Origin of the sequence: Pseudomonas sp. NPDC089406, from assembly GCF_044900265.1 — a bacterium.
Lineage (GTDB): Bacteria > Pseudomonadota > Gammaproteobacteria > Pseudomonadales > Pseudomonadaceae > Aquipseudomonas > Aquipseudomonas fakonensis.
The window spans coordinates 76,294-95,254 of the sequence record NZ_JBJDNC010000022.1 but is presented as its reverse complement, the minus strand read 5'-3'; the positions used below and the strand labels follow the sequence as shown (position 1 = coordinate 95,254).

The window sequence follows — 18,961 nt, the reverse complement described above, 5'->3', positions numbered from 1 at the left end:
GCTGCTGTTAGGCGAGTCTGACTGATTTTCACAGGCAGTGCCATTCAGGTTACTGCAAGTGTTGTATGCGCATTTTTAAAGAGGTTGGACTTGCTAGTTGTCAAGTCTATGGTGCGCTCGACAGTTTTCTCAATGTTTTATACAGGTGCGACTTTGTGTTCGTTGTCCATCAATGTTTTTTGCTCCTTGAAATGCTTAACCTCATGGGGTTCTCCATCAACAAGACGCTCAATGAATGCTCTGTCATTCGCCCATTCTTGGATTAGAAACTCACCAGACTCATTTAGGTGCCAAATACGCGATGGGGAAGCATCAGTTAGTTTAAAGAGTTCAAGTGGGTATGCTTTAGGGTACTCGTCATAAACTTCCTGGCAAACGTATAGCCATGTTCTGCCTTCTCGCAGGGTTGTTCCGTAGATTGTATATAATCTGCCTACGGTAAGGTCAACTTCCCCTGTGAGTTTTTTTATGTGTTTTTGCGCATTTTCGTAGGCAGGAGTGCCTGAGAGTGCTTCGATGTTGTTGAAAATGCACACGGCTCTCATTTCTTTGGGTCTCCAAGTGGTAGTTTGGGATCATTACCCCGTGGGAACTGCGCGGTCTGGGCGAGCATGTTGCCGGCGGGGTCGTGCTGGAAGCTCTCGCCGATATCGCCACGCACCGCCCCCAAACGGTCGAGCGGGTCGTAGCGGTACTCGCGCAGGCCCTTGCGGCTGTCGTCGATGCTGGCCAGGTTGCCGTTGGCGTCGTACCCGTAACCACGGGTCAGCAGCCACTTCTTGCCCTAGCACTGGGTAACTATGCTTTGGCGAGCACTCGTCGCCAATCGTTACCCCTGGATAGTACGGCTACTTCGCTAGCTATGTTTTCTCGAAGCGCCGTCCGAACGTGCTATATCACCGATTTCGAATTTCAGATCTGCACTTCGAAGTCAGTGATGCTTAGTCAAAGTCTACTTGAAGGCGATCGGCGTATACGATTATGAACTTGTCGTTTAGTTCGGGGTGGTCGTAGTGAATGTCTTCATCGTCAAGAATTGTTATTGATCTGAGGGAGTTTGAGTCCAGGTGTCCTGCTATTTCAACGCTGAATCCGTTGTTTGTATTTTTCATATAGGGTTGCCTTTCAGGGGCCTCTACTGCCTTGTAATCGTCCTCGAAATACATTGTAAGTTCAACGAGGTGTTCTTCTCCTTCGTTTATGGCGTTGGGGCAGTGACCGATGAAGCATCTGATGGGGAAGCCTCCAATTTCAAGGGTGGCTTCGTTTTCATCATCGGGATTAAGTTTCAAGATTTTGATGAGGGTTTTATTCATTTTGCATAGGCCTGATTGTTTTTTCAGATGCTGGGTTTCCTTGTAGGCTCCAAAGATCTTTACCGCTTTTGGTATGCAAGGTTGCGATTTCGTTTTTTTCATTAATCCCGACAAAGGCAAATTTTGCTTGCCCATTTTTTTTCTTGTTTTTCATGAATTTTAAGTATCCTATTCGTATTTTTCCTTTGTAGGGGTATTCAATTTTGTAGCCTGTATTCACAACGAACCTTGCCGTATCTAAGTACTCTTCTTTATTTTGGGCGTTGAACGCGCGGCCGTGCTTTATGTAATGTTGTTCGAGCTTTTCATCTGTGGCAAAGTCTCTCGGTGCTGGTGGGGGCGGTGAACCATGATCGGTAGATGCCTCAGCAGAACTATCAGCATTCGATTTACCGTCGCAGCCAGGAGGACAGTTTTCGCTGAGTCCTAAAGGGTCTACCCAACCGATAGGGTTAGTTACATATCGATAGCTGTTCAAGCCCCCCGCCAGCTTGATCGGGTCCGCCGTCAGGTACCGCCCGGTGCCGGGATTGTAGTAGCGATGGCGGTTGTAATGCAGCCCCGTTTCCGCATCAAAGTACTGCCCCTGGAACCGCAGCGGGTTGTCGATATCTTCAATATCGAGCTTGGCGACGTTGCCGTAGGATATGTATCGCGCCGATCAGCAGACTCCACCCTGCGTCGAAGTCAGTTCCTGCGGTGCACCCAGATGATCCAGTTGGAAATGCTAGGGGCGGGCATTCTCCGGCTCGTCGCCAGCCATCATCACCAAAACAATTGGTTTGTAACGTTGTCCGGTGGACTACCAAGTGGTTGGGTCTTCTTGTTGTGCTCGAGCTAAGTCAGTTGACCATCTTGCCGAAGCGATTTCAAAGATTTTAGAGAAAAACTCTCTGGGGTCTCCGAATTCATCTTCGTAAAAGGCCAGTGTTGAGTGGTCGTCGGGGCCGTCTTCGAAAATTGGTGCGAAGTCATGTGTTTTGTCATTGAGTGCACTTTTCAAATGTGCCCATAGTAAATATCTGATTTTATAGTTGTAATATTGCTCTAGGTTCTCGACGCAGTACTTTCTGATAACTGCCTCGCAGTCGCGTTCGTTGGTGATATCGTAATTTTCAAGCTCTTCTCCAAGAGTCTCTTCTCTGTCGTAGATGTTAAGTTCACCTAGGAAGTGGCGAAGGCTTGGGGTATATTCGAGGCCGGTGCGTTCATCTATCATTTTATTTTTGCTTCGTTGGGGATGCGGTGAATGGTTTTTGTGTTTTTTGTCGAATTTGATTTCGGCACCATTCATCTCTTCGTTCAATGTTGGATTTTTAAGGTCTTTTTTGTTGGGCCTATATCCCCGTCCGGAGCCAGGCTGATCTACCCGGACAATCGGGTTTCCATCTTTATCTTTGCCGTCAACTTGGTTAAGTCCTCTCGCTTTTCTGGTGAGAGCCTCATTTATAGCGTGTATCTGTAGCTTCCAAGTTCTGAATTGGGAACTTGGATTTGGCCGTGGGCGTCTTGGGGGTTTACCTGTCATGGGGTTGTACCGTCGATAGCTCGTTGCCTCATAGCGGCATCTGGTATCTCAGGACTGTGCTTTCCAATCGTATGCATCCCAAACTCATCCTCCCAACTTTGCACTTGCCGTTTAGCGTTTGCTTCCGACAGTACATCGATTCTAGCCCTCCGCTCTTCGGCGGTCATTTTAGGCTCAGGAATCTCCGGCTCTTTTGTCTCAACCTTAGGCAGGTTGTCTGCAGGGGCTGCGGCTTCCGGTACGCATGTGTCTGGTTTGGGGCAGTTCCCACTCAATCCTAGAGGGTCTATCCACCCCGTAGGGTTAGGCACATACCGATAGCTGTTCAACCCCCCCGCCAGCTTGATCGGGTCCGCCGTCAGGTACCGCCCGGTGGTGGGATTGTAGTAGCGATGCCGGTTGTAATGCAGCCCCGTTTCCGCATCAAAGTACTGCCCCTGGAACCGCAGCGGGTTGTCGATCTCTTCGATATCGAGCCTGGCGACGTTGCCGTAGGCCTTGTACCGCGCCGACCAGCAGATCCCGCCTTGCGCCGAAGTCAGCTCCTGCGGTGTGCCCAAATGGTCGAGCTGGTAGTAGTAGGGGCGGGCATTCTCAGGCCCGTCGCCATCCACCATCACCAATGGCCGGAAGCTCCCCGGCTCATACACGTAGCTGCGGCTGCGCCCCGGCGACCATTCGCCGATCAACCGTTCCCCTTCCCAGAAGAACTCGGTCAGCGCCCCGGCCACATCCTTCTCGATACGCCGCCCGAACGCGTCATACCGGTACTTGGCCGTTTGCCCGTTGGGTAGCAAAACCTCACTCAACCGATGCTGACAGTCATACCGGTACTCGGTCACCAGCTTCTGCCCGGCCCCGCGTCGTTCGCGCACCAGGTTGCCGAACACGTCGTAGTCGAAATGCGCATCGCCCTGCATCAGCAGGCGGTTGCCCTGCACGTTGACCAGCTTTGGATCGAGCTGCGCGGTCTGGGCCAGCAGGTTGCCGGCGGGGTCGTGCTGGAAGCTCTCGCCGATATCGCCACGCACCGCCACCAAGCGGTCGAGCGGGTCGTAGCGGTACTCGCGCAGGCCCTTGCGGCTGTCGTCGATGCTGGCCAGGTTGCCGTTGGCGTCGTACCCGTAACCGCGGGTCAGCAGCCACTTCTTGTCCTGGCGCTGGGTAACGCGGTGCTGCACCAGGCGGCCTTGCTCGTCGTACTGGTACTGGCTGACCAGTTGCCCTTGCTGGCGGGCCAGCTCGCGCCCGGCCTGGAACTGGTGGCGGGTCAGCGGCTGGCCGTTGAGGTCGATGCTGCCCAGGTCGCCGCCGGGCAGGTAGTGGTAGTCCAGGCGGTTGCCGTCGGGCAGGCGCGCGTGGCTGAGCTGGCCGAAAGCGTCGTAGCGGTAGCGCAGGGTGGCACGGCCCTGGTGCTCGGTGACCAGGCGGTCGTTGAGGTCGTACTCGTAGGCCAGCGGCCGTTGCCGACCAGGTGGCCGAGACTTTAGCTCAGCTTGCTGCTGTTAGGTCAGTCTGACTGATTTCCACCGGCAGTACTGTTGAGGGTACTGCAAGTGTAGTGCGCGCTTTGTTAAAGAGATGGACTTTGCGAGAGTTGCCGTGTTGGCGTAACTATTACGCTGAAGTCGCTTCGTGTACGGAGAACCTATCGGTATCTCCCTTTTGCTTCGTCGAGCATGTTGAGTAATGAGAATTTTGATATTTCTAGGTTGCCAGGATTGACAAAATCCACATCGCTCCAATTGGCATCTTCGTCAATTTCAATAATGCAAAGTTCTATGTTTTCTTTTGTGAAAAAATCGAGAATTTTCCTGATTTTCTTATCTTTTTCCACGTGATCATTCATGAATAGCTGACATGTAAAGAATACGCTGGTCTTTCCTGATTCAAGCATCGTTGATGCGCTGGCTAAAGCGCAACCCAGCATTTTATGAAGAAATTTTGTTGCCGCCAAGTTTCTCGTGGGCGAAGCGGCCGATATGCTGATTTTTGGCATTTAGATTCCCTCACTGCGGCTGCGCCCCGACGAGAATTTTGCTGATCAACTGGTCCCCCCAAAAAAAAATAACTCTAGTCAGCGCCCCGGCGACACCCTTCTGTAAATCGCGGAGACGAATATTCCAGTTTTTGGGATTTACGCTTGATTTATTCTTGTTGGTCGTTACGATACAGTTCAACGTACTCTGCAAAAAACTCTGCAAATGAATTGTTTAATACTCTATCTATTTTTTTAAAAATTAGGCTGTAGGAGACGATTTGGTATGTATCGCAGTCGATAGCCCAGCAAATCTCGTCATCTTCCAAGTAAATTACTGCGAGATTTAGGGGGAGGTCGAACTCGTTTCGGCAGTAATTTGTTGCGTAAAGCACCGTTCCTCCGACTTCTAGGTCGGCGTCGTCATCACATATCCCGCAAATTTCAGAAGATTCTGCACCGCCCCCTCCACAGATATGAAGGAATGCTAAAAAGTCTGCGGGTAGGGTGATTTTCAATATTTCTTGCATCCGATTTATTGCTGTATCGGATGCTGCGCCAAACCAATACTTATCTTTGCAGTTGTTTTTTAGTGCTTCTATGAGGTTCTCGATTTCTTTCATTGTGCAATACCTTGTTCGAAATCTTTTGCGCGCTCTTGCCAGTAAGCGCTTTTGAAGGATTATCGAATCTCCTTTGCGGCTACACAGCGTTGGGTCCAGAAATCTGGTTTGGTTTTTGTATGTTGTTTTAACCATTTCATTCGGCGCTGGCGAATTTTAGAAGAATTCCTTTGGCAGCCTGCTCTGAGTAGTATTCATTCCATCCAGAGCATTCGGTCTCGCCAATCCAGCGAAAACTCTTTGATGACCTTTTCGCCCATTAAACCTTGCCCCTATTGATCTGCTTTTATTGGCTTGTCGCCGGACGGGAAAGAAGGCGCGCTCGCCCAAGTAGAAAGATAATCTGACTACTTCGGGCTCGCTGGCCTATAAGCTTGGTTTTTGTGGGGCGGTTGATAAGTAGTAGCTCTGTTGATACTGAGTTAAGTAGGCTCTGTATCGCTGGTGTGCCAAGCTAATTATTGAGCCTGCTCTAGAGATTCCAGCCACTCTTCGAAAAAGGCTTTCTGTTGTTCGAAGCTTTGGGCGATATTGCTATCGTCGTAGTCAAAAATATTGATGATGTCTTTAATTAGTGCGTATTCCCCTAAGGTTAACTCGTAGGCAAGCATTCCTGATGACATTTGCATGCTCATTCTGGAAGGGTACACGTTTAGTTTTGAACCCTTACATAAAAATTTTATATGTGGATTCTGTTCTCTTAGTGATGCCAAGCAGTGAATAAGGCTTCTGCCTTCGCCTGTGGAAATGTTCCCGTCGACTTCGAGGACCATTTTTGGCGGATCAAGTTCGCATTTGAGTGTGACGTTTTTCCTAACCTTATTTACTTCGATTGTTACGGTTTCCTCTTTCATTTTTTATTCCTGTTTGGGTTGAGTTTGGTTTCGTTGGAAGGTGTTCCTTTTTTTTGTATATGTGTTGCGCCTAAAATTTCTGATCTGTCAATTCCTCCTGGTACTGCAATTTCTTTTTCTTCTTTGAATGCTGAGTTTGAGCCGAGTTCCTTGTTTACGTCGCGTCCATTTTTTTGGTATCTAATTATATAGAGCCAACCCGACTGGCGTCCTTTGTCAGTAGCGAACTCCGAGGCTACTGACTCCAGTAATGATGTACTGATGAAGTTGCTAGGAGGCTCTTTATTGTCATAGGCATGAAGCTCTAGGTCGTCGCTGTCTCCTCTTGGTTTGAAGCCTTCTTCGAAAATTGTATCAGGATGACGGTTATCCCCACGATAGAGATACTTGGGGTCGTTTGTTTCGCCAGCAGAAGGTAGACGGGGCTCATTTTCAGACACTGAAGGGGGCTTTTCTGACCCACTCGGCACCGCAGGCGTACATGAGTCAGCCTTCGGACAAGTATCGCTCAACCCCAACGGATCCACCCACCCCGTAGGGTTAGGCACATACCGATAGCTGTTCAACCCCCCCGCCAGCTTGATCGGGTCCGCCGTCAGATACCGCCCGGTGCCGGGATTGTAGTAGCGATGGCGGTTGTAATGCAGCCCCGTTTCCGCATCGAAGTACTGCCCCTGGAACCGCAACGGGTTGTCGATCTCTTCGATATCGAGCCTGGCGACGTTGCCGTAGGCCTTGTACCGCGCCGACCAGCAGATGCCGCCTTGCGCCGAAGTCAGTTCCTGCGGCGTACCCAGGTGGTCAAGCTGGTAGTAGTAGGGGCGGGCATTCTCAGGCCCGTCGCCATCCACCATCACCAACGGCCGGAAGCTCCCCGGCTCATACACGTAGCTGCGGCTGCGCCCCGGCGACCATTCGCCTATCAACCGTTCCCCTTGCCAGAAGAACTCGGTCAGCGCCCCGGCCACATCCTTCTCGATCCGCCGCCCGAACGCGTCGTACCGATACTTGGCCACCTGCCCATTGGGTAGCAAAACCTCGCTCAAGCGGTGCTGGCAGTCATACCGATATTCGGTCACCAACTTCTGCCCGGCCCCGCGTCGCTCGCGCACCAGGTTGCCGAACACGTCGTAGTCGAAATGCGCATCGCCCTGCATCAGCAGGCGGTTGCCCTGTACGTTTACAAGCTTGGGATCGAGCTGCGCGGTCTGGGCGAGCAGGTTGCCGGCGGGGTCGTGCTGGAAGCTTTCGCCGATATCGCCACGCACCGCCACCAAGCGGTCCAGCGGGTCGTAGCGGTACTCGCGCAGGCCCTTGCGGCTGTCGTCGATGCTGGCCAGGTTGCCGTTGGCGTCGTACCCGTAGCCGCGGGTCAGCAGCCACTTCTTGTCCTGGCGCTGGGTAACGCGGTGCTGCACCAGGCGGCCTTGCTCGTCGTACTGGTACTGGCTGACCAGTTGCCCTTGCTGCCGCGCCAGCTCGCGCCCGGCCTGGAACTGGTGACGGGTCAGCGGCTGGCCGTTGAGGTCGATGCTGCCCAGGTCGCCGCCGGGCAGGTAGTGGTAGTCCAGGCGGTTGCCGTCGGGCAGGCGGGCGTGGCTGAGCTGGCCGAGGGCGTCGTAGCGGTAGCGCAGGGTGGCGCGGCCCTGGTGCTCGGTGACCAGGCGGTCGTTGAGGTCGTACTCGTAGGCCAGCGGCCAGTGGCCGTCGTCGACGCTGACCAGGCGGCCGAGGCGGTCGTGGGTGTAGTGCACCGCATTGCCGTCGGGCAGGGTCTTGACCAGCAGGCGGCCGGCGCTGTCGCGCTGGTACTCGGTCTTGAGCGGGGTGTCGTCCTCGCCGAACTCGGTCTTTTCGATCAGCTGGCCGTTGAGGTCGTAGACATACGCGGTGCGCTTGCCGTCGAAGCCGGTTTCCTGGCTGATCAGGCCGTTGGGGTGGTAGTCGAGGCGGTACTGCTCGCCGCGTTCGTTGTCGATCTGGGTCAGCAGCAGGCGGGTGTTGTCGTAGCGGTAGTTGAGCTCGCTGCCGTCGGGGTTGATGCGCCGGCTGACCAGGTGCAGGTGCTCGGCGTACTCGTAGCGGGTGATGCGGCCGAGTTCGTCGCGCTCCTCGGTGACCTTGCCGTAGGCGTTGTAGCGGTAGGCACGGGTGCCGCCGCCGGGCAGGGTGATCTGCGCCAGGCGGCCTGTCGGGGTCCACTGGTAGTGGGTGAGGGCGCCGGTTTCGTCCTGGCGGGTGATCTGCCGGCCGAGGGCGTCGTAGCGGTAGCGGCGCTGGCCGCCGTCGGGCAGTTGTTCGTCGATCAGCTGGCCGAGGCTGTTCCAGCCCAGGCGGTGCAGGCTGGCGTCGGGGTGGTGGATTTCCAGCAGGCGGCCATGCTCGTCGTAGCGGTAGTCGGTGCGTACGCCGCTGGGGTCGGTCTGCGCGGTGATGTCGCCCTGGGCGTTGCGGCGGTATTCCCAGCGTGCCTTGCCGCGCTCCACGGCGCTGACGTGGCCGTGGTAGTCGTACTCGTAAAGCACCGGCTCGTCTTCAGGCGGTATCACCGCACTGAGGCGGCCGTCTTCGTACTGGTACTCGGTGACCGCGCCCAGCGGGTCCTTTTCGGCGATCAGCCGGCCTTGTTCGTCGTAGGCCTTTTCGTGGGTGGCGCCGTCGGGGTCGACCTGCTTGACCAGCCGTGCGTTCTCATCGTGAACGTAGACTTCTTCACTGCCGTCGGCGTTGCGCACGGTCACGCTGCCGTCGTCGCCCCAGCTGTAGGTGGTGTCCATCTGCGCGAAGTTGGCCCAGTGGCGCACACAGCGCGCCGACTTGCCGGCGCCTTCCCATTCCCAGAAGAACTGCGCGCCGCCGGCCAGCTGGCGGCTCTGGATCACGTGTTCGCTGTCGTAGCGGTAATGCTCGCTTTCACCGGCGGCGTTGCTGGCTTCGATCAACCGGTTGTGGCTGTCGTAGCGGTAAGTGGCGACGGTTTGTTCGGTGTGCCAGGTGTTCTGGTTGGGCGCGTCGAGCACGCGGGTCTGGTAGTCGACGGCGACGATCACCGTGCGGTCGTAGCGCAGTTGCAGGGCGCGGCCGGCGCCGTTGTGCAGGCGGGCTATGCGGCCGAGCACGTCGCGTTGCACGTGCAGGCGGTTGTCGTAGCGGTCGCTGATGGCAAACAGCGCGGCCACCCGGCCGTCATGGCGGAAGTGGTAGAAGCGCGGCTGGTTGCCGGCCTGGGTCAGGATCAGCTCGTTGGCGCCTTCGCCCAGGTAGATGGCGGCCTTGGACAGGCTGTTGCTGATGGCCGGGCGCTGCACCGACGGCAGCGGGAACTCGGTGCGGCGGTTTTCGTGGTCCAGCCAGATCACCGCGTCGCCTTCGATGGTCACGCGCTGGGCCAGGGCATGGCTCCAGCCGGGGCCCAGGCCGCACTCGTGCTCCACCGCCGAGGTGCGGTACAGGCGCGTCCATTCGAAGGGCAGCAGGCCGTCGAGCTCGGTGTCGGTCAGGGTCAGCAGCTCTTCGCCGGTGACCATCGATACCGGGCAGCCGTTGACGCAGGTGGCACTGCAGGCGTCGGTGGGTTTGTCGTCGGGGTTTTTCGCCTGCTTGGGGGCGTCCGGTGTTTTTTCGCCCTGGGTAACGGTCACTTTCTTGTCCGGCCCGCGGGTCAGCACGATGGTGTCCGGCTTGTTGAGGTCGATGTGCTGTAAAGGGCTGTCGATCTGCACATCGGCCTTCTTCGAGCTGTTGACCATCACCTGCCCATGGGCCGCCAGCGGCTTGACCTTCTTGGCATGCTCAGCCAGCTGGGTCTCCAGATCGATCAGGTCCTGGAAAGCCTTGGTCACACGCCGGGCGGTCAGCTCGCTGCGCACCGCGCTGACCGTCTTGGTGCCGAGGCGCACGGCGATACCGATGCCGCCGGTCAGCACCATGCCGATGATCACGTCCAGTACAATCCGCATCATGGCCCCGCCCGCCAGTTCGGCGATCACGGGGGGCGGTTGCAGTTGCACCCAGGTGATCACCGCCATGGCATACAGGTACATCAGCGGCTCGTCGCTGAGCAGCATCAGGCCGTCGTGCAGCGCCTTCTTGGCCCTCGTCTTGAGTTCGTCGAAATCGGCCTTGCTGATGTAGTCGACGATCTTGCCGGCGTACTCGCGGGCATTGAGCAGCATGTCGAATACGCTCTTGATGTCGTCCCATAGCGACTTCAGCACTTCCCACGCGCCGCTGGCGAACGCTTCGCCGATCTCGAGCAGGCGGTCGGGGGTATCCTTCTGCACGTAGGCTTTCCACTGCGGCTCGATGCTGCTGGACCACTCCTTGGTCAACCAGCCCTGCAGCTTTTCGAGCACTCCGCCGTAAGAAGCATGCAGCGCGCGAATTTCGTTTTCGCCCACATCGGGGAAGAAGGTGATCTGGTAAGGCTTGTTCGGTTCGCAGCCCGTCACCGTGCCCAAGCCGTTTTCATCCAGCGCACCGCGGATTGCCTCGCCCAGTTTGCCCTTGGCCAGCACTTCGCGAGCTTCGAAAGGGGTGTTGCCGATCGGCACGAAATTGACCGTCTCGAAGCTGTGCAGCAGGGTCATTACGCCGTTCTTCTGGCAGGTGGCGTAGCCCTGGACCTTGGTGTCGTCCTTGTCCTTGACCGTCAGCACCTCGTCGCCGACCTCGAACTTCTGCTGGGTGTCCAGCGCCCAGCCGAGGGTCCAGCTGTCGGCCCATTCCTGGTAGTCGGTCAGGCTGTTTTGCCTGAAGTCGGCGATGATGCGTGGGGCGTCCGGGGTCTCGGCCGAAATGGCCTCGGCCAGGAACTTGCCGATGATGTAGGAGATCAAGGTGCTACTTCCTGTATCAGGTGGTCGACGACGCGTTCACCGAGGCTGTCCATGGGCTCGGCGTGGTAGCGGACGAATTGCGTAAGCTTCAGGCGCAGGTTGGCCTCGGGCTGGGCGAAGTAGAGGTCGGCGTGGTCTTCGCGCAGAATTTGCAGCAGGTTGTCGATCAGGGTGGACGGGTCTTGCTGGGTCAGGTGATCGAGCAGCGCCTGGGGCACCTCCCACCACGGGTAATGCTGCGGCCCCTGGTGGGGCAGGGCATGCCCGTCGCGGGCCTGGCCATTGACCCAGTAGCGGGTGAACACCGGCAGCAGTTCGCCATTGCGCTCGCCCAGCCAGTCGAGAATCGGCAGCAGGTGCTGGCCGTCCCAGAAGCGGAAGAACACCCCGGTGCCATCGGGCATCAGCACCTGGGTCAGGCCGCGCAGGTGCTCGGCCACCTCGGCCGGTTGCGCCCGGGATACCGCCAGCCAGCCCCAGTCGCGGGCATCGCAGGCGGCGGCCCAGTCGAGCATCGGGCTGTCGGCCGGCAGGCGGTCGAGGTAGGGCATCAGCTCGCGCCAGCCGGCGTAGGGCGTGCCGCCCCACAGCGGAATAGGCGCCTCGGGGCTGGCCTTGCGGTAGTAGTTGGCCATGGGCTCGGCGTCACTGGCGCTGCCCATCACCGCGTACAGGTATTCGCCTTCGGCCAGTGGCTGCTGTTGCAGCCAGTCCATGGGGCTCAGGGGCTCAGATGGCACAGGCACCTCCCTTGCACTTCTCGCATTCTTCACAGAACGGTGCGCTGCGCTTGAGGGTGTTGATCTGCGCCGGGGTCAGCACGGCGCCGGCCACGGCGTTCACTGCCTGGCGCAACAGCCCCGGCAGCAGCGCCGCCACTGCGGTGCCCACGCCCGGTGCGCCGCCCTGGTTCAGCTTGATGGCGGCGCCGCTCATGGCCACGCCGCCGCCGTCGATCTGCACCCAGCTGCCGCCGGCCTTGAGCGTCAGCGCGGCGCCGGCCTCCATCACGATCTTCTGCCCGCTGCCCAGGTGAATCTCGGTGCCGGCCTCGATGAACTGGCTGGTGGCGATTTTCAGGTGCTGGCTGACGGCGATGCTGAGGTGGTCGTCGGCGCGGCATTCGGCCTTGCGGTCGAGGTCGACGGTGGTGTGTTCCTCGGCCTTGAATTCGGTGTGGCTGTCGGCCTCGACGGTGTCGTGGCGCTGGCGGCCAACGCGGATCTTCTGGTCATGCAGGATGCGCTGCTCCCAGTCGCGCTGGGCGTTGATGAAAATCTGCTCCTGGCCCTTTTTGTCCTCGATGCGCAGCTCGTTGAAGCCCTTGCCGCCGGGGCTGCTGAGGGTCTTGAACACGCTGCGGGTCTTGTTCGCCGGCAGCGGGTAGGGCACCGCGTTCTCGCGGTGGTACAGGCAGCCGGTGACCAGCGGCTGGTCGGGGTCGCCTTCAAGAAAGCCCACCAGCACTTCCATGCCGATGCGCGGAATGGCCACGCCGCCGTAGCGCGCGCCGGCCCAGGCCGAAGACACCCGCAGCCAGCAACTGGTCTGGTCGTCGCCGGCGCCTTCGCGGTCCCAGAAGAACTGCACCTTGACCCGGCCGTGGCTGTCGCAGTGGATCTCTTCACCGGCGGGGCCGGTGACCAGGGCGCGCTGGCTGCCGCGGATGCGCTGTTTGTCATGGCGCAGGGCAGGGCGGAAGGGCTGGTCCCAGGGGGTGGCGGTGAAGCTGTTGCGGTAGCCCTGGTGGAAGTCGTCCTTGTGCGCGGTGGTGGCGCTGGGCAGGGCTTCTTCCAGCACCTGGGGCTGCTTGCCCTCGTGGCGGATGCTGGTCAGCAGCCACAGGTCGTTCCACTCGTCGCGGCCGTGGCCGGCCAGGGGCAGAAAGTGCCCGCTCACCAGTCGCGCCACGTCGCCGCGGCCTTCGGCCAGACGGTAGTCGGCGCGGTGGCGCTGTACCGCGCGGGTGGCCAGCAGCTTGCCGCGCTCGCGGTCGGTGAAGCGCCCGGGGTAGTCGTAGTCTTCAAGGTCCGGGGCGCGCTCGGTGCTGTGGTCGCTTTCCAGCAGCAGGCGCGGGTTCTTGAAGTCGTAGTCGCGGCGGGTGGCGCGGGTGGTGCGGGTTTCCACGCGCACGGCCAGTTGCTTGATGACCGGGTCGTCGGCCACCTGGCCGCTGTCTTGCTGGTAGGTCACGGCGGCCAGCTTGGGGAATACGGTCTGGTCGTCGCCGAACACCAGGCGGTGGTCGCGGCTGCTGTGCTGGAAGTGGTAGCTCAGGCCCTCTTCCTCGCACAGGCGCTGGATGAAGTGCAGGTCGGACTCGTCGTACTGCACGCAGTAGTTGCGTGGCGGGTACTGGTAACCCAGGTGAAAGTGATGGGCATCGGCGAGGATGCCGTGGTCCTTGAGCACCTGGGTGATGATTTCGGGGACGGTGAGGTCCTGGAAGATGCGTTGGTTCACCCGGTGGGCCAGGCGCGCCAGGCGCGGGCGCAGGGTGATTTCGTAGCGGGTGAAGCGCTTGCCCGAATCGCCCTGGGCGATGCGGTCGATGATGCCGTGGATGCCCTGGCCTTCGGGGGTGAAGGTGAAGAAGGCGGGCTTGTGCAGCAGCTCGGTGAGGTCGAGCGCGGGGTATTCGCTGATCAGTTGCAGGTCGAAGGCGTAGGGCTGGTTGAGTGCCTCGAAGCCGGTGAAGGCCAGTACCCGCAGGTCGCTGTTGGCGCCCTGGATGGCAAGGGTGAACGATGGCTGGTTGGCCGGCGTGAACATCCAGTGTCCTCCTGGTCAAGGTGGCGGTGGCGCGGGGGTGGGCATGCCTCCTGGCAAGGCCCGGGGCTCGGCGGGGCCGAGGTGCAGGTGGGTGTTGCGCGGCAAGCGCCGACGGCCCCGAAGGGCCGCCGGCGGGGTCACGGGCGCTTAGGCCGAGACCGGGGCACGCCAGTCGTCGGAGCCGGAAGTGCCGGAGACTTCGTGGGTCCAGGTGATCTTGCGGTAGGTGAAGTAGACGTCTTCGAGGTGGGTGAAGTGCGCCATGTTCGGGTCCTGGCAGTTAGCCATGTTGGACTGCACGTCGACGATGATCGCGTCTTCGAGCTTGATGGTGTAGTAGTGCTCCTGGGTGCCGGAAGCCGAGGTGCGGAACCACTTCAGGGTGCACTCGGTCAGGCGCTCACCGCTGGTCAGGGCGGTGAAGATCAGCGGCGAGGACTTGTCGAACACCTTGGTGATCTTCAGCGGCTTGTGCACGCGCTGGCCGGTGGGCTGGCCGGACTGCGGGTCACGCGGGATGATCACCTGGTGGTCGAAGGCTTGAACGAGGATCTCGTCCTCGTGGCCTTCCTGGAAGATGTTGCCGACCGAATCTTCGGTGAAGGTGCCGGCGGTGATCAGGCCTTGTTTGGTGCCCTGCAGGGTCAGGTACGCGGGTGTTGGCATTGCAGCTCTCCTTGCGGAATGGGTATCGGTTGGCCGGGAACTTCTGGCCCGGTTGCCCAAGTGCATTTCAATTTGCGTGCCAGAAAGCCTTGCGCCCAGTAAATTCAAGGGTTTGCGGACTTTTTGTTGTGCTCGAAGTTCACCGCCCGGGCAAAAACAGCATGAAGTTGCGCAACTTTTTGCGCAGTAGTGCGCAAAAAGTTGCGCACTTGTACTCCAGCCCTTGTCGGCTCTGCCCTTGAGCCTCATTCACTGCACACTTTTGCGCGGCAGACTGCGCAACTTTTTGCGCAGTGCTGCTTTTTGCGTTTTTCCATTCGGCTGCTGCCGCTAAGGCTTGCTCGTTTACTTTTCGAAAAACTTTCAAAAGGGTGTTTTTTGTATCAGGGAAGTCTCCATTTGATGTAGGGGAAACCCCTACGGTGCGTAGGGCGTACGGAGAGGTGCTCGTGGGAAATTTCCGAAAGTCCAGCACCATTTGTGTGATGCATTTCTCGTTTCAAACCCTCTAAATCGGGCGTTTTGCGGGTTATTTCGCTTTATTTTCGGCGCAACCCGCATCTGCCGAAAATCGCCTTACAAGGGCAAAATGTAAAAAAATCAGTGATATCAGTGTGCTTGCATCTGCCTAAAACGCCATTTAGGATCCAACCGCCTAACCCCCCGGGTGCCAGTACTGCCAAGGAAAAAACGGTGTACGGCATTCATTACCACCGCGTTATGGAAGTTGATCGCAACGCGCCCGGTAATTGCTTACAGAAGCCACGGATGACCTATTCAAGCAAGTTGTGCGCACATTATCTCGAGCTGGTGAAAACGCCTGTGCCCGGCGCTGCATTTGCCGGTGAAGACGTGCGTTTTTCCAGCGAGTTCGAGGCGCTGGAAGAAGAGCTCAACAAGGGCCTGGCAATGCACGATGCCGGGCGCATCGACTGGGCCAAGGTGGTCGAAGGTTGCGAGGCACTGCTGCGCGACCAGACCCGCGACCTGCGCATCTGCGTCTGGCTGATCTGGGCCCTGCACCAGCGTGAATCCTTCGTCGGCCTGCTGGCCGGCCTGGGCATGCTGCGCCACCTGTGCCAGCAACATTGGGCCGAGGTGCACCCGCTCAAGGTGCGTACCCGCAGCGGCGCCTTCGCCTGGCTGATGCCGCGCCTGGAGCAGGTGCTCAGCGACGATGTGCCGGTGAAGGACCAGCTACCGCTGTTCCGGGCCATGGTCGAGCACCTCGAAGCACTGGACGAAACCCTCGGCGCCCAACTGGGCGACGACGCGCCCTTGCTGCTGCCGATGCGCCGGCGCCTGGCGCAGAAGGTGCAGCGCGGCGGCGAAGGCCAGCCCGAGCCCGGCAGCGTCGGTGCGGTGGTGGCCCAGGTCAAGCAGGCCGCCACCCAGTTGCTCACCCCCGGCGCTGCCATCGACAACGAAAAAGACGCCCACAAGGCCCTGCGCGCCCTGCAGGACGGCGGCCGGCCGCTGGCCGCCTGGTGGCTCAAGCAAAAAGCCAGCGACCTGCGCGCCCTGCGCCTGAACCGCACTCTGGCCTGGTTGCCGATCGAAGGTCTGCCCGACCGCAATGCCGAGCAGGTGACCGCGCTGCGCGGCCTGCCCGCCGACAAGCTCAGTGATTACCGCCAGCGTTTCGAGGCCGGCAAGTACGCCGACCTGCTGGTGGACGTCGAAGCCAGCCTGGCCCGTTCGCCGTTCTGGTTCGATGGCCAGCACCTGGCCTGGGAATGCCTGCAGGCTTTGGGCAGCGACGCTGCGCTGCGCGAGGTAGAGATGACCTTTGCGTTGTTCCTGCAGCGCCTGCCGGGCATCACCGGCCTGCGCTTTCACGACGGCCAGCCGTTCGCTGGCCCCGCCACCCTGGCCTGGATCAGCGCCACCGTGCTGCCGCACCTGCAGGCCCCGGCCGCGGTGCGCCCGCCCGAGCCCAGCGAGCAAGAGCGCCTGCCGGCCTGGGAGCAAGCCCTGGAGGCGGCCCAGCCGGTGCTGCGCAAGGACGGCCTGAAGGCCGCCGTGCAGCAACTCAAGCAAGCCATGCAGGCCGCCCAGGGCGGGCGCGAACGGTTTTTCTGGCAATTCACCCTGGCGCGGCTTTGCCACCACGCCAAGAAGTACGAGCTGGCCCGTACCCAGCTCGAATCCCTCGACCGCCAGCTGCACGACTCAGGGCTGGATGCCTGGGAACCGGCGCTGGCCCTGCAGGTGCTGCAGCTGCTGCACAGCAGCTGCGAACTGCTGCCGCAGAACCATGAGGTGCGCGAGCGCAAGGACGAGGTTTACCGCAGGTTGTGCCACCTCGATCTCGAGGTGGTGCTCGATTAGGCCCTCGGGCCGTAACCGCAAAGGAGAAGACCGATGGCCAAAGAAGGCTCGGTAGCACCCAAGGAACGCATCAACGTCACCTTCAAACCGGCCCTGGGCGACGCCCAGGAAGAAATCGAGCTGCCGCTCAAACTGATGGTGCTCGGCGATTTCACCCAGCGTCTCGACGATCGCAAGATCGAAGACCGCAAGCCGATCAGCATCGACAAGAACAACTTCGATGACGTACTGGCCAAGCAGAGCCTGAGCCTCACCCTCAGCGTGCCTAACCGCCTGCAGGACGATGTCGCCGAAGGCGAAGAGCTGGCGGTGAAGATCAAGGTCGGCGCCATGAAGGACTTCAACCCGGCCAACCTGGTCGAGCAGATCCCGGAGCTGAAAAAGCTGATGGAACTGCGTGAGGCACTGGTGGCGCTCAAGGGCCCGCTGGGCAACGCACCGGCCTTCCGCAAGGCCATCGAAGGCGTCCTGGCTGACGACGAAGCGCGCAATCGTGTGCTCGGCGAGCTGGGCATGGATGCCACCCCGCAACAGGACGCTTGAGCCCGGACCCCATAAGGACGCCACCCCATGAGCACCGCAGCACAGCAAGAAACCCAGGACCTCGCCGACTTCGGCATCCTCGACCAGATCATCGCCGAAACCAGCCTCACCCCTGAAGACGAAGCCTATGGCATCGCCAAGCGCGGCGTGTCGGCCTTCATCGAAGAACTGCTCAAGCCGCAAAACCAGGGCGAGCCGGTCAAGAAGGCCATGGTCGACCGGATGATCTCCGAAATCGACGCCAAGCTCAGCCGGCAGATGGACGAAATTCTCCACAACCCCGAGTTCCAGTCGCTGGAAGCCTCGTGGCGCGGCCTGAAGCTGCTGGTGGACCGCACCGACTTCCGCGAGAACATCAAGGTCGAGATCCTCAACGCCTCCAAGCAAGACCTGCTGGACGACTTCGAAGACTCCCCGGAAGTGATGCAGGCCGGCCTGTACAAGCACGTCTACACCGCAGAATACGGCCAGTTCGGTGGCCAGCCGGTAGGCGCCATCATCGCCAACTACTTCATGTCGCCCAACGCCCCTGACGTCAAGCTGATGCAGTACGTCTCCAGCGTTTCGTGCATGTCCCACGCGCCGTTCATCGCCGCTGCCGGCCCGAAATTCTTCGGCCTCGAAGCCTTCACCGGCCTGCCGGACCTGAAGGACCTCAAGGACCACTTCGAAGGCCCGCAGTTCGCCAAGTGGCAGAGCTTCCGCCAGTCCGAAGACTCGCGCTACATGGGCCTGACCGTGCCGCGCTTCCTGCTGCGCAACCCGTACGACCCGGAAGACAACCCGGTGAAGACCTTCGTGTACAAGGAAGTGGTCGCCAACAGCCACGAGCACTACCTGTGGGGTAACACTGCCTACGCCTTCGCCACCCGCCTGACCGACAGCTTCGCCAAGTTCCGCTGGTGCCCGAACATCATCGGCCCGCAGAGCGGTGGCGCGGTCGAGGACCTGCCGCTGCACCACTTCCAGAGCATGGGCGAGATCGAAACCAAGATCCCGACCGAAGTACTGGTATCGGACCGCCGCGAGTACGAACTGGCCGAGGAAGGCTTCATTTCCCTGACCATGCGCAAAGGCAGCGACAACGCCGCGTTCTTCTCGGCCAACTCGGTGCAAAAGCCCAAGTTCTTCGGCATCAGCGAAGAAGGCAAGAACGCCGAGCTGAACTACAAGCTCGGTACCCAGCTGCCGTACATGATGATCATCAACCGCCTGGCCCACTACCTGAAGGTGCTGCAGCGCGAGCAACTGGGTTCGTGGAAAGAGCGCACCGACCTTGAAGCCGAGCTGAACAAGTGGATCCGCCAGTACGTGGCCGACCAGGAAAACCCGAGCGCCGAAGTGCGTGGCCGTCGCCCGCTGCGTGCTGCCGCCATCGCCGTCAGCGATGTCGAAGGCGAGCCGGGCTGGTACCGCGTGAGCCTGAACGTGCGTCCGCACTTCAAGTACATGGGTGCCGACTTCACCCTGTCGCTGGTCGGCAAGCTCGACAAGGCCTGAGTGGAGTAGGGC

At 59.5% G+C, this 18,961-nt stretch carries 14 protein-coding genes and 3 pseudogenes; 3 read left to right on the top strand and 14 right to left on the bottom strand.

Annotation, left to right across the window (positions count from 1 at the left end; all coding sequences use genetic code 11):
- Nucleotides 1–137: 137 nt before the first annotated feature.
- The 14 genes and pseudogenes from ACI2KK_RS16920 to ACI2KK_RS16855 form a co-directional block, all read right to left on the bottom strand.
- Nucleotides 138–536 carry a hypothetical protein gene (locus ACI2KK_RS16920; RefSeq protein WP_404669740.1) on the bottom strand — a complete coding sequence of 133 codons (399 nt, stop codon included), beginning with the start codon at nt 534–536 and terminating at the stop codon, nt 138–140.
- Nucleotides 537–592: 56 nt separating this feature from the next.
- A pseudogene (locus ACI2KK_RS16915) lies at nt 593–766 on the bottom strand (Rhs family protein); the annotation flags it as partial.
- A 175-nt stretch (nt 767–941) separates the two neighbouring features.
- Nucleotides 942–1,316, bottom strand: coding sequence for a hypothetical protein (locus ACI2KK_RS16910; protein ID WP_404669739.1), 375 nt, complete (start codon nt 1,314–1,316; stop codon nt 942–944).
- Nucleotides 1,317–1,728: 412 nt separating this feature from the next.
- Nucleotides 1,729–2,043 (bottom strand): annotated as a pseudogene (locus ACI2KK_RS16905) (RHS repeat-associated core domain-containing protein); the annotation flags it as partial.
- A 75-nt stretch (nt 2,044–2,118) separates the two neighbouring features.
- On the bottom strand, nt 2,119–2,844 hold the full coding sequence (locus ACI2KK_RS16900; protein ID WP_404669738.1) for a hypothetical protein: 726 nt from the start codon (nt 2,842–2,844) through the stop codon (nt 2,119–2,121).
- Nucleotides 2,845–3,098: 254 nt separating this feature from the next.
- A pseudogene (locus tag ACI2KK_RS16895) lies at nt 3,099–4,304 on the bottom strand (RHS repeat domain-containing protein); the annotation flags it as partial.
- A gap of 188 nt (nt 4,305–4,492) precedes the next feature.
- Nucleotides 4,493–4,843 (bottom strand): hypothetical protein, encoded by a 351-nt coding sequence (locus tag ACI2KK_RS16890; RefSeq protein WP_404669737.1) that lies wholly within the window; start codon nt 4,841–4,843, stop codon nt 4,493–4,495.
- Nucleotides 4,844–4,992: 149 nt separating this feature from the next.
- The gene (locus tag ACI2KK_RS16885) at nt 4,993–5,445 is read right to left on the bottom strand and encodes an SMI1/KNR4 family protein (RefSeq protein ID WP_404669736.1); all 453 of its coding nucleotides are present in this window, start codon (nt 5,443–5,445) and stop codon (nt 4,993–4,995) included.
- 458 nt (nt 5,446–5,903) lie between these two features.
- Nucleotides 5,904–6,299 (bottom strand): hypothetical protein, encoded by a 396-nt coding sequence (locus ACI2KK_RS16880; protein WP_404669735.1) that lies wholly within the window; start codon nt 6,297–6,299, stop codon nt 5,904–5,906.
- Nucleotides 6,296–11,137 carry an RHS repeat-associated core domain-containing protein gene (locus ACI2KK_RS16875; protein ID WP_404669734.1) on the bottom strand — a complete coding sequence of 1,614 codons (4,842 nt, stop codon included), beginning with the start codon at nt 11,135–11,137 and terminating at the stop codon, nt 6,296–6,298. Before ACI2KK_RS16875 ends, ACI2KK_RS16880 begins: the two co-directional genes overlap by 4 nt.
- Nucleotides 11,134–11,877, bottom strand: a complete 744-nt coding sequence (locus ACI2KK_RS16870; protein ID WP_404669733.1) for a DUF4123 domain-containing protein — start codon at nt 11,875–11,877, stop codon at nt 11,134–11,136. The genes ACI2KK_RS16875 and ACI2KK_RS16870 overlap by 4 nt, the downstream gene beginning before the upstream one ends.
- Nucleotides 11,867–13,909, bottom strand: a complete 2,043-nt coding sequence (locus tag ACI2KK_RS16865; RefSeq protein WP_404669732.1) for a type VI secretion system tip protein VgrG — start codon at nt 13,907–13,909, stop codon at nt 11,867–11,869. The genes ACI2KK_RS16870 and ACI2KK_RS16865 overlap by 11 nt, the downstream gene beginning before the upstream one ends.
- 147 nt (nt 13,910–14,056) lie before the next feature.
- A complete protein-coding gene (locus tag ACI2KK_RS16860) occupies nt 14,057–14,575 on the bottom strand; it encodes an Hcp family type VI secretion system effector (RefSeq protein ID WP_217838813.1) in 519 nt (172 codons plus the stop codon).
- Nucleotides 14,576–14,714: 139 nt separating this feature from the next.
- Complete coding sequence (locus ACI2KK_RS16855) at nt 14,715–15,053, bottom strand: hypothetical protein (protein ID WP_404669731.1); 339 nt, start codon at nt 15,051–15,053, stop codon at nt 14,715–14,717.
- A 290-nt stretch (nt 15,054–15,343) separates the two neighbouring features.
- Here ACI2KK_RS16855 and tssA point away from each other — a divergent pair, with 290 nt between their 5' ends.
- The 3 genes from tssA to tssC are packed head-to-tail and all read left to right on the top strand — an operon-like array spanning nt 15,344 to nt 18,949.
- On the top strand, nt 15,344–16,906 hold the full coding sequence (tssA, locus tag ACI2KK_RS16850; protein ID WP_404669730.1) for a type VI secretion system protein TssA: 1,563 nt from the start codon (nt 15,344–15,346) through the stop codon (nt 16,904–16,906).
- Between the two features lie 33 nt (nt 16,907–16,939).
- The gene (gene tssB, locus ACI2KK_RS16845; protein WP_217838811.1) at nt 16,940–17,449 is read left to right on the top strand and encodes a type VI secretion system contractile sheath small subunit; all 510 of its coding nucleotides are present in this window, start codon (nt 16,940–16,942) and stop codon (nt 17,447–17,449) included.
- Between the two features lie 27 nt (nt 17,450–17,476).
- Nucleotides 17,477–18,949 (top strand): type VI secretion system contractile sheath large subunit, encoded by a 1,473-nt coding sequence (gene tssC / locus ACI2KK_RS16840; RefSeq protein ID WP_217838810.1) that lies wholly within the window; start codon nt 17,477–17,479, stop codon nt 18,947–18,949.
- The last annotated feature ends 12 nt before the right edge of the window (nt 18,950–18,961 follow it).

Excerpts from the sequence above, each read along its gene's own strand:
- ACI2KK_RS16910 (WP_404669739.1), bottom strand. The coding sequence starts at position 1,316 with ATGAATAAAACCCTCATCAAAATCTTGAAACTTAATCCCGATGATGAA.
- ACI2KK_RS16900 (WP_404669738.1), bottom strand. The coding sequence starts at position 2,844 with ATGACAGGTAAACCCCCAAGACGCCCACGGCCAAATCCAAGTTCCCAA.
- ACI2KK_RS16890 (WP_404669737.1), bottom strand. The coding sequence starts at position 4,843 with ATGCCAAAAATCAGCATATCGGCCGCTTCGCCCACGAGAAACTTGGCG.
- ACI2KK_RS16885 (WP_404669736.1), bottom strand. The coding sequence starts at position 5,445 with ATGAAAGAAATCGAGAACCTCATAGAAGCACTAAAAAACAACTGCAAA.
- ACI2KK_RS16880 (WP_404669735.1), bottom strand. The coding sequence starts at position 6,299 with ATGAAAGAGGAAACCGTAACAATCGAAGTAAATAAGGTTAGGAAAAAC.
- ACI2KK_RS16865 (WP_404669732.1), bottom strand. The coding sequence starts at position 13,909 with ATGTTCACGCCGGCCAACCAGCCATCGTTCACCCTTGCCATCCAGGGC.
- ACI2KK_RS16860 (WP_217838813.1), bottom strand. The coding sequence starts at position 14,575 with ATGCCAACACCCGCGTACCTGACCCTGCAGGGCACCAAACAAGGCCTG.
- ACI2KK_RS16855 (WP_404669731.1), bottom strand. The coding sequence starts at position 15,053 with ATGGTGCTGGACTTTCGGAAATTTCCCACGAGCACCTCTCCGTACGCC.
- tssA (WP_404669730.1), top strand. The coding sequence starts at position 15,344 with ATGACCTATTCAAGCAAGTTGTGCGCACATTATCTCGAGCTGGTGAAA.
- tssB (WP_217838811.1), top strand. The coding sequence starts at position 16,940 with ATGGCCAAAGAAGGCTCGGTAGCACCCAAGGAACGCATCAACGTCACC.
- tssC (WP_217838810.1), top strand. The coding sequence starts at position 17,477 with ATGAGCACCGCAGCACAGCAAGAAACCCAGGACCTCGCCGACTTCGGC.